This window comes from Pseudomonas kurunegalensis (genome assembly GCF_030291635.1).
In the GTDB taxonomy this organism is placed as follows: Bacteria; Pseudomonadota; Gammaproteobacteria; order Pseudomonadales; family Pseudomonadaceae; genus Aquipseudomonas; species Aquipseudomonas monteilii.
Map to the genome: position 1 here is coordinate 5334873 of NZ_CP127871.1, position 14483 is coordinate 5349355.

A 14483-nucleotide genomic window follows, 5' to 3' on the forward strand; every position below is an offset into this window, starting at 1 on the left:
GCACTTCTCTCCTCAGGCCGCGCCTAATTACTCGAACCAGTGGGCTCGGGCGGCCATGATCAACTTGCCGGCACGCTCTTCGTCGATGCCGTCGATGTCGAGCAGATCGTCGATCGACTGCTCGGCCAGGTCTTCGCGGTTAACCACGCCGCGCACCGCCAGTTCAGCCGCCAGGTCCTTGTCCATACCCTCGAGGGAGAGCAGGTCTTCGGCCGGGTGGGCGTCTGCCAGTTTTTCTTCGGTAGCGATGGCCTTGGTCAACAAACGGTCCTTGGCTCGAGCGCGGAGCTCATTGACGATATCTTCGTCAAAGCCATCGATGTTGAGCATTTCTTCCAACGGTACGTAGGCAATTTCTTCGAGGCTGGTGAAGCCTTCGTCGACCAGCACTTGGGCCAGCTCCTCGTCGACTTCCAGCTCATCGATGAAGTTGCGCAGGATGTCACCGGTTTCGGCCTGTTGCTTGGCCTGGATGTCCTTCTCGGTCATCACGTTCAGGGTCCAGCCGGTCAGCTGACTGGCAAGACGAACGTTCTGACCGCCACGGCCAATGGCCTGGGCCAGGTTGTCCTCGGCGACGGCGATGTCCATGGCATGGGCATCTTCATCAACGATGATCGCCGCGACTTCAGCCGGCGACATGGCGTTGATGACGAACTGCGCCGGGTTATCGTCCCACAGGACGATATCCACACGCTCACCACCCAGCTCCCCGGATACGGCCTGGACGCGCGAACCACGCATGCCGATACAGGCGCCTTGCGGGTCGATGCGCTTGTCCTTGGAGCGGACGGCGATCTTGGCTCGCGAACCCGGATCACGGGAAGCAGCCATGACTTCGATCAGGCCCTCGGCAATTTCCGGCACTTCAATGCGGAAAAGCTCGATCAGCATCTGCGGCGCGGTGCGCGACAGGATCAGCTGTGGGCCACGGTTTTCGGTGCGAATTTCCTTGAGCAGCGCACGCAGGCGCACGCCAACACGGAAGGTTTCGCGCGGAATGATGTCTTCGCGGGCCAGCAGGGCCTCGGCGTTGTTGCCCAGGTCAACGATAACGTTGTCGCGGGTAACCTTTTTGACGGTGCCGGAGATGATCTCGCCAACGCGCTCACGGTAGGCATCGACCACCTGCGCACGCTCGGCCTCACGGACCTTCTGCACGATGACCTGCTTGGCGGTCTGGGCAGCGATACGACCGAACTCGATAGACTCGATCTTCTCTTCGATCACGTCACCGACCTTGGCTTCAGGGTGGGTGTCCTTGATCTTGTCCAGCCAGGTCTCGATTGCCGGATCATCAAGATCGGCTTCGTCGACCACGGTCCAGCGACGGAAAGTCTCGTAGCTACCGGTGTGGCGGTTGATTTCCACACGCAGGTCGACTTCGTCTTCAAAACGTTTTTTGGTTGCAGTGGCCAGGGCCACTTCCAGCGCTTCGAAAATGACGCCGGGCGGTACACCTTTTTCGTTGGATACCGATTCAACAACCAGCAGTACTTCTTTGCTCATCGTACGCCTCGCCTTGCGCAAGCCATTGGGCCCGGACAGTTCACCGGGCCCGGCACGTCTCAGTCAAAACTGGGAATAATATTGGCCTTGTCGATCGAGTCGATCGGCAACAGGAACTCCTGGTTGTCCACCTGGACCACCACATCCTGCTCCTCCACACCGCGGAGAAGGCCCTGGAAGTTACGACGACCCTCGAAGGGTGAGCGCAGCTTGATCTTCACTTGTTCGCCGGCATGCGAGGCAAACTGTTCCAGAGTGAACAGTGGGCGATCCATGCCTGGAGAAGACACCTCGAGGGTGTACTCACTGCTGATTGGATCTTCCACATCGAGGATTGCGCTGGCCTGACGGCTGACCGCTTCGCAGTCATCCACCAGGATGCCACCTTCCTTGTCGATGTAGATGCGCAGTACCGAATGCTTACCCTGGGAAACGAACTCGATCCCCCAGCACTGATAGCCCAGACCCTCGACAACCGGGGCCAACAAGGCCTGCAACTGTTCTAGCTTGCTCGACACCTGAACCCCCTCGTGCATGCTGTGCAAATAAAAAATGGGCGAAGCGCCCATCCCTGAAAGCGCCGTTGGACAACGACGCCGAAAACTGTTCGGTTAGCAAAAAGCCCCTGAAAAGGGGCTCCGCTGAAGCTGGTTGCGGGGGCTGGATTTGAACCAACGACCTTCGGGTTATGAGCCCGACGAGCTACCAAGCTGCTCCACCCCGCGACAAAGCTGGGGCAAAAGTATAAGACCGAACCCTGTTGAGGGTCAAATCAGAACCTTCACCTGCAAGAAAGCCCGCTAAAGCGGGCTCTCAAGCTTTAATTGGTACCGAGAAGGGGACTCGAACCCCTACACCCTATGGGCACAACCACCTCAAGGTTGCGTGTCTACCAATTCCACCACCTCGGCAATACTACTACTTGAAACCCGTTACTTCTGCTCTTGCGCCGGAGGAGGTACATCACCCGAGTTGCTGGTGGTTTCGCTCTTCTGCTGCTGGAGCACCGGTACATCATCATTAACTGCCGGTTTCTGCGGCTCTTTCACTTCTAGCACTGCTGGATCTGGAAGACCTGCTTGGCTAAGCTGGTGAGCTTGTTGCTTCGCGAAGTATCCTAACCCAAGTGCTGTCAAAAAGAAAGTGGCAGCGAGTATAGCAGTTAATTTACTTAGGAACGTTGCAGAGCCCTGGCTTCCGAACACGGTGTTTGAGGCACCCGCGCCGAAAGATGCACCTGCTTCAGCACCTTTACCCTGTTGCAACAGAACCAGCACTACTAGCGACAGCGCTGCCAACAGATGAAAAACAACGATGACTGTTTCCAGCATTTGTTCAGTTTCCTGCGGCGCGACAAATTGCACCGAATTCGTCTGCGTTCAGGGAAGCCCCACCAATGAGACCCCCATCGATATCCGGCATGCCGAACAGTTCGGCCGCATTGGCCGCCTTCACGCTGCCGCCGTAGAGCAACTGCACCTTCGCAGCCACTTCAGCATCTTCTGCCGCCAGCTGGCCGCGGATGGCGGCGTGCACATCCTGGGCCTGCTGTGGCGTGGCCGTCAGGCCAGTACCGATGGCCCATACAGGCTCATAGGCAATTACTGCATTGGCAAAAGCCTTAACACCGAATGCTTCGATGATACTGCTTAGTTGACGCCCGACAACTTCAAGCGTCTTGCCAGCCTCGCGCTCTTCAAGGGTTTCCCCGATGCAAAGCACTGGCTTCAAACCTTTGGCCTGCGCTGCTGCAAACTTGCGATTGAGCACTTCGTCGGTTTCACCAATGATCTGGCGACGCTCCGAATGACCAATCAACACCAACTTGCAACCCGCTTCAACCAGCTGCTCGGGAGCAACTTCCCCGGTCAGCGCACCCTGTTCGGGTTGTACAGCAGAATTCTGTGCGCCAACAGTAATTTCTTTACCTGCCAGGCCATCGATCACTTGATTGATGAACAAGGCCGGTGGAAATACCGCGACTTCCACTCCGCTCGGCAAGGCGAGATTACTCAAGCCTTCGGTCAGCTCAGCGACGCTAGCGCGGGTACCGTGCATCTTCCAGTTACCAGCTACCATAGGGCGACGCATGCTTTACCTCGTCGGTCAAAGTGGGCGCAGATCTTACCCAACCAGATCTGCGCTGGCAAGCGCCTTCAGACACAAACTTCGCCGACCAGTTTGGCCAGCGCTTCAGCGTGCATACGCACCTGGTTCTCGTCCTCGCCCTCGACCATAACCCGAACCAGTGGCTCGGTACCGGATTTGCGCAACAGCACACGGCCACGGCCCGCCAACGCCTCGGTCACCTTGGCACTGGCTTCCTTGACGGCCGGGTGCTCCAGCGGGTCGACCTTGCTGGCGCCGAAGCGCACGTTGATCAGCACCTGCGGGCACTTGCGCAGGGCCTGGCGGGCCTGGGCAAGGGTTTCGCCACGGCGCTTGAGCGCCATCAGCACCTGCAGCGCGGCGATGATCGCATCACCGGTAGTGGTGTGGTTGCAGCACACGACGTGGCCAGAGTTTTCACCACCGACCAGCCACTCACGCTCAAGCAGCTCGGCCATGACGTAACGGTCACCGACCTTGGCCCGCACGAACGGGATATCCAGGTCCTTCAGCGCCAGCTCCAAGCCCAGGTTGCTCATCAGCGTACCCACTACCCCGCCCTGCAGCTTGCCGCGTTCGTGCAGATCCCGGGCGATGATGAACAGCAACTCGTCACCATCGACGATGGCGCCAGTGTGGTCGACCATCAGCACGCGATCGCCGTCACCGTCGAAGGCGATACCGAGGTCGGCATGCCCCACCAGCACGGCGGCCTGCAGCGATTCGATGTGCGTCGAGCCGCAACCTTCGTTGATGTTCAGGCCATCCGGCTGTGCATGCAGCACGGTCACGTCGGCGCCCAACTCACGGAACACGCTCGGCGCAACCTTGTAGGTGGCACCGTGGGCGCAATCGACCACCAGCTTGAGGCCTTCAAAGCCAGTACCCGTGGGTACGCTGCTCTTGCAGAACTCGATATAACGGCCGGCAGCGTCGTTGATGCGCGAAACCTTGCCCAGCTTGCCCGAGTCGACCACGGACATCGGCTGGTCGAGCAGCTCTTCGATCATCAGCTCGACTTCGTCCGGCAGCTTGGTGCCCTGACCGGAGAAGAACTTGATGCCGTTGTCTTCATGCGGGTTGTGCGAGGCACTGATGACAATGCCAGCCTGGGCATGGAACGTGCGCGTCAGATAGGCGATGGCCGGCGTAGGCATTGGCCCCAGCAGCATGACGTCGGCACCTGCCGCGGCCAGGCCGGCTTCGAGTGCAGACTCGAACATGTAGCCGGAGATACGCGTGTCCTTGCCCACCAGCACCCGGCAATGGCCTTGCTTGCGGAAGGCCATGCCGGCCGCCCAACCCAGCTTCAGCATGAAGTCAGGCGTGATCGGGTATTCGCCGACGCGGCCACGAATGCCGTCGGTACCAAAGTATTTTCTGCTCATAGGGACTCCAATGTTCTTATTCGGCGTTTTGTACCGCAGCAATCATGCGCACCACATCGACCGTTTCAGCCACGTCATGGACACGAAGGATGCTCGCCCCCTTGGTCATGGCCAACGCCGCCAGCGCAAGGCTGCCGTACAACCGCTCGCCGACCGGACGTTCCAGCGTCAGGCCGATCATGCTCTTTCGTGAAACGCCCACCAGCAGTGGGCGCCCAAGGCGATAGAGCGCTTCCATGTGCTTGAACAGGCTCAGGTTGTGCGCCAGTGTCTTGGCGAAACCAAAGCCCGGGTCAAGGATGATTCTGTTTGCGTCGATGCCCACCGCCGCACAGGCGGCCATCCGCTGCTCAAGATAACGCGTAACGTCAGCGGTCACATCATCGTAATGCGGGTCGTCCTGCATGTTACCCGGCTCGCCACGCATGTGCATGAGGCAAACCGGCAGGCCGGTATCTGCCGCAGCGTCCAGAGCGCCATCGCGCTCCAGGGCGCGCACGTCATTGATGAGCCCAGCACCGAGACGGGCCGACTCACGGATGACGGCAGGCGTAGAGGTATCGACCGAGATGACCACATCGAGGCGGCTGTTGATTGCCTCGACCATCGGCGCAACACGCTCCAGCTCCTCAGTGACCGATACCGCCCGCGCACCAGGGCGCGTGGACTCGCCACCGATGTCGATCAGCGTGGCGCCGGCGGCGACCATTGCCTCGGCATGGCGCAGAGCCTCGTCGCGCTGACTGAAGCGTCCGCCATCGGAAAAGGAGTCGGGGGTGATATTGAGAATACCCATGACATGGGTACGCGACAAATCAAGAACCCGGTTGCCGCAAGGCAACCGGGTCGGGTACTGCGCTGAGCTCATAGATGCCCTTAGTGTTGAGCTGCTGGGCCGCCGATTGGCGATTCCGGACGGTCATTCTGGGCCGCAGGCGTACCCGAATCCTTGTCATCGTCCCAGTCACGCGGTTCACGCGGCGTACGCCCAGCCATGATGTCGTCGATCTGATCGGCATCAATGGTCTCATACTTCATCAGCGCTTCGGTCATCGCTTCGAGCTTGTCGCGGTTGTCGATCAGCAGCTGCTTGGCTGTCGCGTAGCACTGATCGATGATGCTGCGCACCTCGGAGTCGATCAGCTTGGCAGTCTCGCCAGAAACACTGGCGTGCTGGCTGCCGGCGCTACGACCGAGGAACACCTCACCCTCTTCTTCTGCGTACATCAGCGGCCCGAGCTTCTCGGACAGGCCCCATTTGGTGACCATGTTACGCGCGATCTGGCTGGCACGCATGATGTCGTTGGACGCGCCGGTAGTGACACCGTCGAAGCCCAGGGTCATCTCTTCGGCGATACGGCCACCGTACAGCGAGCAGATCTGGCTGATCAGCGCACGCTTGGACAGGCTGTAGCGGTCTTCTTCCGGCAGGAACATGGTCACACCCAGGGCGCGACCGCGCGGAATGATGGAAACCTTGTATACCGGGTCGTGCTCAGGCACCAGGCGACCAACAATGGCGTGTCCAGCCTCATGGTAGGCCGTGTTGCGCTTTTCTTTCTCGGACATGACCATGGTCTTGCGCTCGGCGCCCATCATGATCTTGTCCTTGGCCAGTTCGAACTCTTTCATTTCGACCAGGCGCTTGTTGGAGCGTGCGGCAAACAGCGAGGCCTCGTTGACCAGGTTGGCCAGGTCGGCACCGGAGAAGCCAGGAGTACCACGGGCAATGACCGCCGGGTTGACGTTTTCGCCGACCGGCACTTTGCGCATGTGCACCTTGAGGATCTGTTCGCGACCGCGGATGTCTGGCAGGCCTACCACCACCTGGCGGTCGAAACGGCCAGGACGCAGCAGCGCCGGGTCGAGCACGTCCGGTCGGTTGGTAGCAGCGATGACGATGATGCCATCGTTCATCTCGAAGCCGTCCATCTCTACCAGCAACTGGTTGAGGGTTTGTTCACGCTCGTCGTGACCGCCGCCCATGCCGGCGCCACGGTGGCGACCCACAGCGTCGATCTCGTCGATGAAGATAATGCACGGGGCATGCTTCTTGGCTTGCTCGAACATGTCGCGCACACGGCTGGCACCGACACCTACGAACATTTCCACGAAGTCCGAACCGGAAATGGTGAAGAACGGTACTTTCGCTTCGCCGGCAATTGCCTTGGCCAGCAGGGTCTTACCAGTACCTGGAGGACCAACCATCAGCACACCGCGCGGAATACGGCCGCCCAGACGCTGGAATTTGCCCGGATCACGCAGGAACTCGACCAGCTCGCCAACCTCTTCCTTGGCCTCGTCGCAGCCGGCAACATCGGCCAGCGTGGTCTTGACCTGGTCTTCGGACAGCAGGCGTGCCTTGCTCTTGCCAAAACTCATCGGCCCGCCCTTGCCGCCCGCACCGCCTTGCATCTGGCGCATGAAGAACATGAACACGGCAATGATGACCAGGATCGGGAAGCTCGCCACCAGCAGTTGCGTCCAGATGCTCTGCTGCTCAGGCTGCTTGCCTTCGATGATGACGTGGTTATCGACCAGGTCACCGATCAGGCCATTGTCGGTAATGGCCGGGCGCACGGTCTTGAAGTTGTCGCCGTCGGCGCGCTTGCCGGTAATGATGTAGCCGTCGACGGTCACACGCTCGACCTTGCCATCCTTGACCTGCTGGATGAAGTCGGAGTAGTTGAGGGTCTGCGGCTCGTTAGGGCTGGAGAAGTTGTTCATCACTGTCACCAGGACAGCTGCGATGATCAACCACAGGATCAGATTCTTTGCCATGTCGTTCAATTCGCTACCCTCTGAGGCCGGCGCACGACGCAGCCGTGCCTCGCATGATATTCATCGCCCTAACTTACTACATTACCCACGCAGCCGCAGGCACCGTCTGTAACCCTTTGTGAAAGCTAGACTACACGAAGTTCGGACAATCCTGACGCAGTGGCCGATTGGAATTAACTATCGGCCACCCCGCTTCACACCTTTCATGCCCCCTTGAAGCCCCTGCCCAACAGGTACTGCTCGCGGGAACGGTCCCGCGACGACGTCGGCTTGCGCATCTGCACCTTGTCGAACTTGCTGCGCACGTCCTTCAGGTACACGTCAAACCCTTCGCCCTGGAAAATCTTGATCAGGAAGTCGCCGCCGGGCTTGAGCACGCGGGTCGCCAGATCGAGGGCCAGCTCGCAGAGGAACATGGCGCGCGGTATGTCCACCGCAGGCGTACCACTCATATTGGGGGCCATGTCGGAAATCACAAGGTCTACGTGCGAATCACCGACCGCTTCGAGAATGCGCTGCAGGACTTCGTCGTGGGTGAAATCGCCCTGGATGAAGGTCACGTCGGCGATCGAGTCCATTTCCAGGATGTCGGACGCGATCAGCCGGCCCTGACCACCAATCAGACGACTGGTCACCTGCGACCAGCCCCCCGGGGCCGCACCGAGGTCGATTACGCTCATGCCTGGACGGATCAGGCGGTCCTTTTCCTGGATCTCAAGCAGTTTGTAGCTCGCACGCGAGCGGTAGCCATCCTTCTGCGCCTGCTTCACAAAAGGATCGTTGAAATGCTCTCGCAGCCAGTTTGCGCTGCTTTTGGAACGTTGTACCACGGGGCACCTCGATGATATGCGTCGTGATTGACTGGGCGGAGCCGGTGGCCCTCGGGTAAAATGCCCGTCAATTTTACAGAATCAGACGGAAAGGGTCAGATTATGCCGCTCAATAACGAGCAGAAGAAGCAATACAAGTCCATTGGTCATGACCTGAAGCCGGTCCTGATCGTTGCTGGCAACGGTTTGAATGAAGGCGTCATCGCCGAACTGGAACGCGCGCTGGTCGACCATGAACTGATCAAGGTCGAGATTCGCTCGGAAGACCGCGAAGAACGCGCCGAAACCATTGCCGAGCTGTGCAAGGCTGGCCGTGCCGAGTTGGTGCAGACCATTGGCAAGAAAGCCCTGATCTACCGCAAGAATCCACAGCCGAACAAGCAGCTGTCCAACATCCACCGCTACAAGTAACGGTGGCTCCGGTCAGTGGCGCGGCGAACGCGCCCTGACCGGCACCGGCTGGGCCACCAGCACGATGCCGGAAAAGCCCAGTACCAGGAAGCAGAACATCTGCCAGCGCTCGCCCACGGAAATACCGTAGCGCAAGGTGTAGTACCCCACGCAGGCGCCGAAGCCGAGCAACAGCATCTGGCCACGGAACTGCCGCCACCAGGCCGCCAGGCCGTCCACCCTTGCCAGCACTGCCAGCTGGGTCAACAAGCCAAGCAACGCCACACCGATCAACCAGCGGTCGATCTGCCCCGCGATATCCTGCACCAGCAGCGGCGCCAGGCCACTGACCTTGAGCGCAGGCACCAGCCCCACGTGAAACACCCAAAGGCCACCGACCCAGAAAACCTGGGCCAGCTGCCAGAGTATCCCCTCGAGGGATGGCGCCCGCAGGCGCCGGTCAGATGTGCTTGACTTCGACAATCTCGTACTCGACCGTGCCACTAGGCGTCTTGACGACGACAGTATCACCTTCTTCCTTGCCGATGATGGCACGGGCAATCGGCGCACCGCTCGAGAGCTTGCCCTGTTTCACGTCGGCTTCATCCTCGCCGACGATCTGGTAGGTCACCTCTTCATCGGTTTCGGTGTTGGCCAGTACCACGGTGGTACCGAAAATCACCTTGCCGGTGTGAGGGATCGTGGTCACATCGATCACGACCGAGTTCTGCAGACGGCCTTCGATATCGCGGATACGCGCTTCGACCATGCCCTGCTCTTCGCGGGCTGCATGGTATTCGGCGTTTTCCTTGAGGTCACCCAGTTCGCGCGCTTCGCCGATTGCCTGGCTCAGGCGCGGGCGCTCGGTCTTGCTCAGGAACAGGTGCTCCTCTTCCAGGGCGCGAGCGCCCTGGACGGTCATCGGGTACTTGGTAATGCTCATGCTTTCAGTCCTGCATGCAGATCTTGCAAGCGACGAACGGTCTTTTCCGGACCAAACTTCAGCGCCTCGCAGATGGCTTCACCGGCCGCAATGGTAGTGGTGCAGTAAATCTTGTGCTGCAGCGCATTGCGACGAATCGAGTAGGAATCGGCGATCGACTGGCGGCCTTCGGTGGTGTTGATGATCAGCGACACTTCGTCGTTCTTGATCATGTCGACCACGTGCGGGCGACCTTCGGTCACTTTGTTCACGCGGCGCACTTTAAGGCCAGCCGCTTCGATAACCTTGGCGGTGCCAGCAGTTGCAACCACTTCGAAGCCCAGGGCGATCAGGTCGCGGGCAACGCCAGCCACTTGTGGCTTGTCGTCGTCACGCACGCTGATGAACGCGGTACCGCCGGTCGGCAGCACTTCGCTGGCACCCATCTGGGCCTTGGCGAAGGCTTCACCGAAGCTGTCACCCACGCCCATGACTTCACCGGTCGATTTCATCTCAGGGCCGAGGATCGGGTCAACCCCCGGGAACTTGGCGAACGGGAAGACGGCTTCCTTGACGCTGTAGAAGTTCGGGATGATTTCCTGGGTGAAGCCCAGCTCTTTCAGGGTTTTGCCAGCCATCACGCGAGCAGCGATCATGGCCAGGGAAGTGCCGATGCACTTGGACACGAACGGCACGGTACGCGAGGCGCGCGGGTTGACTTCGATCACGTAGATCTTGTCGCCTTGCAGGGCCAGCTGCACGTTCATCAGGCCGACTACACCCAGCTCCAGGGCCATTTTCTTGACCTGTACGCGGACTTCGTCCTGCACTTCCTTGCTCAGCGAATAAGGTGGCAGCGAGCATGCGGAGTCACCGGAGTGAACACCAGCCTGCTCGATGTGCTGCATGATTGCGCCGATCACCACATCGGTACCGTCGCACACGGCGTCCACGTCCATCTCGATGGCGCAGTTGAGGAAGTGGTCGAGCAGTACCGGGCTGTCGTTGGACACCTGTACGGCTTCACGCAGGTAGCGCTTGAGCTCGTCCAGTTCGTAGACGATTTCCATGGCGCGGCCACCCAGTACGTACGACGGGCGCACCACCAGCGGGTAACCGATACCACCAGCAGCACTGATGGCTTCTTCTTCGCTGCGCACGGTGGCGTTTGGCGGCTGCAGCAGGTTCAGGCGCTGAACCATCTGCTGGAAACGCTCACGGTCTTCGGCGCGGTCGATGGCGTCCGGGCTGGTACCGATGATCGGTACGCCGGCTTCTTCCAGGGCACGGGCCAGTTTCAGCGGAGTCTGGCCGCCGTAGTGCACGATCACGCCTTTCGGCTTCTCGACGCGGCACACTTCCAGCACGTCTTCCAGGGTCAGCGGCTCGAAGTACAGGCGGTCGGAGGTGTCGTAGTCGGTGGAGACGGTTTCCGGGTTGCAGTTGACCATGATGGTCTCGTAACCGTCTTCACGCAGCGCCAGTGCGGCGTGTACGCAGCAGTAGTCGAACTCGATACCTTGACCGATACGGTTCGGGCCACCGCCCAGGATCATGATCTTGTCGCGGGTCGACGGGTTGGCCTCGCACTCTTCCTCGTAGGTGGAGTACAGGTAGGCGGTGTCGGTGGCGAACTCGGCGGCGCAGGTGTCGACGCGCTTGTACACCGGGAACACTTCCAGCTTGTGGCGGTGACGGCGCAGGTTCTTGTCGGTGATGCCCAGCAGCTTGGCCAGACGCTGGTCCGAGAAGCCCTTGCGCTTGAGGCGCAGCATGTAGTCCTTGTCGATCGCCGACAGGGCCAGGGTCTTGACCTTCTCTTCTTCCTTGATCAGGTCTTCCATCTGCACCAGGAACCACAGGTCGATGCCGGTCAGCTCGAAGATTTCCTCGATGGTCATGCCGGAACGCATGGCGTCAGCCACGTACCAGATACGCTCGGCACCCGGCACAGTCAGCTCGCGCTTGAGGATGCTGGCAGCCTCCGGGCTGGCCAGGTCGACTTTCGGGTCGAGGCCGCAGGCACCGACTTCCAGGCCGCGCAGGGCTTTCTGCAGGGATTCCTGGAAGGTACGGCCGATGGCCATGACTTCACCCACGGATTTCATCTGGGTGGTCAGGCGGGCGTCGGCTTTCGGGAACTTCTCGAAGGCGAAGCGTGGCAGCTTGGTGACGACGTAGTCGATCGACGGCTCGAAGGACGCCGGAGTGCGGCCGCCGGTGATGTCGTTCTGCAGTTCGTCGAGGGTGTAACCAATGGCCAGCTTGGCAGCGATCTTGGCGATCGGGAAGCCGGTAGCCTTGGAGGCCAGTGCCGAGGAACGCGACACACGCGGGTTCATCTCGATCACGACCATGCGACCGGTGTTCGGGCAGATACCGAACTGCACGTTGGAACCGCCGGTTTCAACACCGATTTCACGCAGCACCGCCAGCGAGGCGTTGCGCATGATCTGGTATTCCTTGTCGGTCAGGGTCTGCGCCGGAGCAACGGTGATCGAGTCACCGGTGTGCACGCCCATCGGGTCGAAGTTTTCGATCGAGCAGACGATGATGCAGTTGTCCTTTTTGTCGCGGACCACTTCCATCTCGTACTCTTTCCAGCCGATCAGCGATTCGTCGATCAGCAGCTCTTTGGTCGGCGACAGGTCCAGACCACGGGTGCAGATTTCTTCGAACTCTTCACGGTTGTAGGCGATACCACCACCAGTACCGCCCATGGTGAACGATGGGCGGATGATGCATGGGAAGCCCAGCTTCTCGAGGACCGCGTTGGCCTCTTCCATGCTGTGAGCGATACCGGAGCGCGGGCACTCCAGGCCGATGTCCTTCATGGCCTTGTCGAAGCGCGAACGGTCTTCGGCTTTGTCGATGGTGTCGGCATTGGCACCGATCATCTCTACGCCGAACTTCTCCAGAACGCCGTGGCGCTCCAGGTCCAGGGCGCAGTTCAGTGCGGTCTGGCCACCCATGGTCGGCAGGACGGCGTCCGGGCGCTCTTTCTCGATGATCTTGGCCACCGACTGCCATTTGATCGGCTCGATGTAGGTGGCGTCGGCCATGGCCGGGTCGGTCATGATGGTGGCTGGGTTGGAGTTCACCAGGATGACGCGGAAACCTTCCTCGCGCAGGGCCTTACAAGCCTGGGCGCCGGAGTAGTCGAATTCGCAGGCCTGGCCGATCACGATCGGGCCAGCGCCGAGAATCAGGATGCTTTTGATGTCTGTACGTTTTGGCATGGTTGTCACTCAAATCCGGGGTCAGTCGGCAAGCCGCTTTGAACAATCTGGGTCAGGCGCTTCCGGGCGCGGCGCGAGCCGGCCCGGGGCCTTGAAGCAGGATGCTCAGCGGCGCTTGGCCATGGCATCGGTGAAACGATCGAACAGTGGCGCGACGTCGGTCGGGCCTGGGCTCGCTTCAGGGTGGCCCTGGAAGCTGAACGCGCTCTTGTCGGTGCGCTCGATACCCTGCAGGGTGCCGTCGAACAGCGACTTGTGAATGGCGCGGACGTTGCCCGGCAGGGTGGCCTCGTCAACGGCAAAGCCGTGGTTCTGGCTGGTGATCATGACCACGCCGGTGTCCAGGTCCTGGACCGGGTGGTTGGCACCGTGGTGGCCGTGGCCCATTTTCACGGTCTTGGCGCCGGAAGCCAGGGCCAGCAACTGGTGGCCGAGGCAGATACCGAATACCGGGATCTCGGTTTCGAGGATTTCCTTGATCGCCTGGATCGCGTAGTCGCACGGCTCAGGGTCACCAGGGCCGTTGGACAGGAACACGCCGTCCGGGTTGAGTGCCAACACTTCGCTGGCCGGAGTCTGGGCCGGTACCACGGTCACGCGGCAGCCACGGGCCACCAGCATGCGCAGGATGTTCAGCTTGACGCCGTAGTCGAAGGCAACCACGTGGTACGGCAGGTCGGCCGCATCAATGGTCGGGTGGCTGTCGGTCTTCAGCTCCCACACGCTGGAGCGCCACTCGTAGCGTTCCTTGGTGGAGACGACCTTGGCCAGGTCCATGCCCTTCAGGCCCGGGAAGCCGCGAGCGGCGGCGATGGCGGCTTCTTCGCTGATGTTGTCACCGGCGAGGATGCAACCGTTCTGAGCGCCCTTTTCACGCAGGATTCGGGTCAGGCGACGGGTGTCGATGCCAGCGATGGCAACAACGTTGTTGGCCTTGAGGTACTCAGGCAGCGACTGGGTGTTACGCCAGTTGCTGGCCAGCAGCGGCAGGTCACGGATGACCAGGCCAGCGGACCAGACGCGGTTCGACTCGGCGTCTTCCGGGGTAGTACCGGTGTTGCCGATGTGCGGGTAGGTCAGGGTAACGATTTGCTGCGCGTAGGAAGGGTCTGTAAGGATTTCCTGGTAGCCGGTCATAGCGGTGTTGAATACCACCTCACCAACGGTCTGACCGTCGGCACCAATGGCTTCACCGCGAAAAATACTGCCGTCGGCAAGGGCGAGTATGGCTGGCTTTGTCAAGAAGACCTCCCGTAAATCAAGCATGAAAGGGCGATCGCAGGTTGCAAAAAAGCGGAGTGACGTATGGACACGT

Annotated in this window: 13 protein-coding genes and 2 tRNA genes; 1 reads left to right on the forward strand and 14 read right to left on the reverse strand. The window is 60.4% G+C overall.

Annotation, left to right across the window (positions count from 1 at the left end; all coding sequences use genetic code 11):
- Positions 1-27: 27 nt before the first annotated feature.
- From nusA to rlmE, 10 genes are all read right to left on the reverse strand, one after another.
- Complete coding sequence (nusA, locus tag QQ992_RS24400; RefSeq protein ID WP_009685349.1) at positions 28-1509, reverse strand: transcription termination factor NusA; 1482 nt, start codon at positions 1507-1509, stop codon at positions 28-30.
- A gap of 59 nt (positions 1510-1568) precedes the next feature.
- Positions 1569-2027: a ribosome maturation factor RimP gene (gene rimP, locus QQ992_RS24405; protein ID WP_009685348.1), complete on the reverse strand. Its 459-nt coding sequence runs from the start codon at positions 2025-2027 to the stop codon at positions 1569-1571.
- A gap of 130 nt (positions 2028-2157) precedes the next feature.
- Positions 2158-2234 (reverse strand) — tRNA-Met (locus QQ992_RS24410).
- Positions 2235-2334: 100 nt separating this feature from the next.
- Positions 2335-2420, reverse strand: a tRNA-Leu gene (locus QQ992_RS24415).
- Positions 2421-2441: 21 nt separating this feature from the next.
- A complete protein-coding gene (gene secG, locus QQ992_RS24420; protein WP_016712084.1) occupies positions 2442-2840 on the reverse strand; it encodes a preprotein translocase subunit SecG in 399 nt (132 codons plus the stop codon).
- A gap of 4 nt (positions 2841-2844) precedes the next feature.
- The gene (gene tpiA / locus QQ992_RS24425; protein WP_086977100.1) at positions 2845-3600 is read right to left on the reverse strand and encodes a triose-phosphate isomerase; all 756 of its coding nucleotides are present in this window, start codon (positions 3598-3600) and stop codon (positions 2845-2847) included.
- A gap of 65 nt (positions 3601-3665) precedes the next feature.
- Positions 3666-5006 carry a phosphoglucosamine mutase gene (glmM, locus tag QQ992_RS24430; RefSeq protein WP_286111343.1) on the reverse strand — a complete coding sequence of 447 codons (1341 nt, stop codon included), beginning with the start codon at positions 5004-5006 and terminating at the stop codon, positions 3666-3668.
- Positions 5007-5022: 16 nt separating this feature from the next.
- Complete coding sequence (gene folP, locus QQ992_RS24435; RefSeq protein WP_286111344.1) at positions 5023-5874, reverse strand: dihydropteroate synthase; 852 nt, start codon at positions 5872-5874, stop codon at positions 5023-5025.
- Between the two features lie 8 nt (positions 5875-5882).
- Positions 5883-7787, reverse strand: coding sequence for an ATP-dependent zinc metalloprotease FtsH (ftsH, locus tag QQ992_RS24440; protein WP_105948691.1), 1905 nt, complete (start codon positions 7785-7787; stop codon positions 5883-5885).
- A 203-nt stretch (positions 7788-7990) separates the two neighbouring features.
- Positions 7991-8617, reverse strand: coding sequence for a 23S rRNA (uridine(2552)-2'-O)-methyltransferase RlmE (gene rlmE / locus QQ992_RS24445; protein ID WP_286111347.1), 627 nt, complete (start codon positions 8615-8617; stop codon positions 7991-7993).
- A 102-nt stretch (positions 8618-8719) separates the two neighbouring features.
- Between rlmE and yhbY the strand changes: the two genes are divergently transcribed.
- Positions 8720-9028, forward strand: coding sequence for a ribosome assembly RNA-binding protein YhbY (gene yhbY / locus QQ992_RS24450; RefSeq protein WP_003249945.1), 309 nt, complete (start codon positions 8720-8722; stop codon positions 9026-9028).
- Between the two features lie 12 nt (positions 9029-9040).
- Here yhbY and QQ992_RS24455 read toward each other — a convergent pair whose 3' ends face one another.
- The 4 genes from QQ992_RS24455 to carA form a co-directional block, all read right to left on the reverse strand.
- Entirely contained in the window at positions 9041-9490 is a 450-nt protein-coding gene (locus QQ992_RS24455; protein WP_012053750.1) for a hypothetical protein, read from the reverse strand.
- The gene (gene greA, locus QQ992_RS24460; protein WP_024717413.1) at positions 9468-9944 is read right to left on the reverse strand and encodes a transcription elongation factor GreA; all 477 of its coding nucleotides are present in this window, start codon (positions 9942-9944) and stop codon (positions 9468-9470) included. Before greA ends, QQ992_RS24455 begins: the two co-directional genes overlap by 23 nt.
- Before the next feature lie 2 nt (positions 9945-9946).
- Positions 9947-13168: a carbamoyl-phosphate synthase large subunit gene (carB, locus tag QQ992_RS24465; protein WP_274908586.1), complete on the reverse strand. Its 3222-nt coding sequence runs from the start codon at positions 13166-13168 to the stop codon at positions 9947-9949.
- 105 nt (positions 13169-13273) lie between these two features.
- Complete coding sequence (gene carA / locus QQ992_RS24470) at positions 13274-14410, reverse strand: glutamine-hydrolyzing carbamoyl-phosphate synthase small subunit (RefSeq protein WP_003249935.1); 1137 nt, start codon at positions 14408-14410, stop codon at positions 13274-13276.
- Positions 14411-14483 lie beyond the last annotated feature (73 nt).

What these genes read in the sequence shown, in the direction of transcription:
- nusA (WP_009685349.1), bottom strand. Translation starts at nt 1,509, where the DNA reads ATGAGCAAAGAAGTACTGCTGGTTGTTGAATCGGTATCCAACGAAAAA.
- secG (WP_016712084.1), bottom strand. Translation starts at nt 2,840, where the DNA reads ATGCTGGAAACAGTCATCGTTGTTTTTCATCTGTTGGCAGCGCTGTCG.
- tpiA (WP_086977100.1), bottom strand. Translation starts at nt 3,600, where the DNA reads ATGCGTCGCCCTATGGTAGCTGGTAACTGGAAGATGCACGGTACCCGC.
- glmM (WP_286111343.1), bottom strand. Translation starts at nt 5,006, where the DNA reads ATGAGCAGAAAATACTTTGGTACCGACGGCATTCGTGGCCGCGTCGGC.
- folP (WP_286111344.1), bottom strand. Translation starts at nt 5,874, where the DNA reads ATGAGCTCAGCGCAGTACCCGACCCGGTTGCCTTGCGGCAACCGGGTT.
- ftsH (WP_105948691.1), bottom strand. Translation starts at nt 7,787, where the DNA reads ATGGCAAAGAATCTGATCCTGTGGTTGATCATCGCAGCTGTCCTGGTG.
- yhbY (WP_003249945.1), top strand. Translation starts at nt 8,720, where the DNA reads ATGCCGCTCAATAACGAGCAGAAGAAGCAATACAAGTCCATTGGTCAT.
- carB (WP_274908586.1), bottom strand. Translation starts at nt 13,168, where the DNA reads ATGCCAAAACGTACAGACATCAAAAGCATCCTGATTCTCGGCGCTGGC.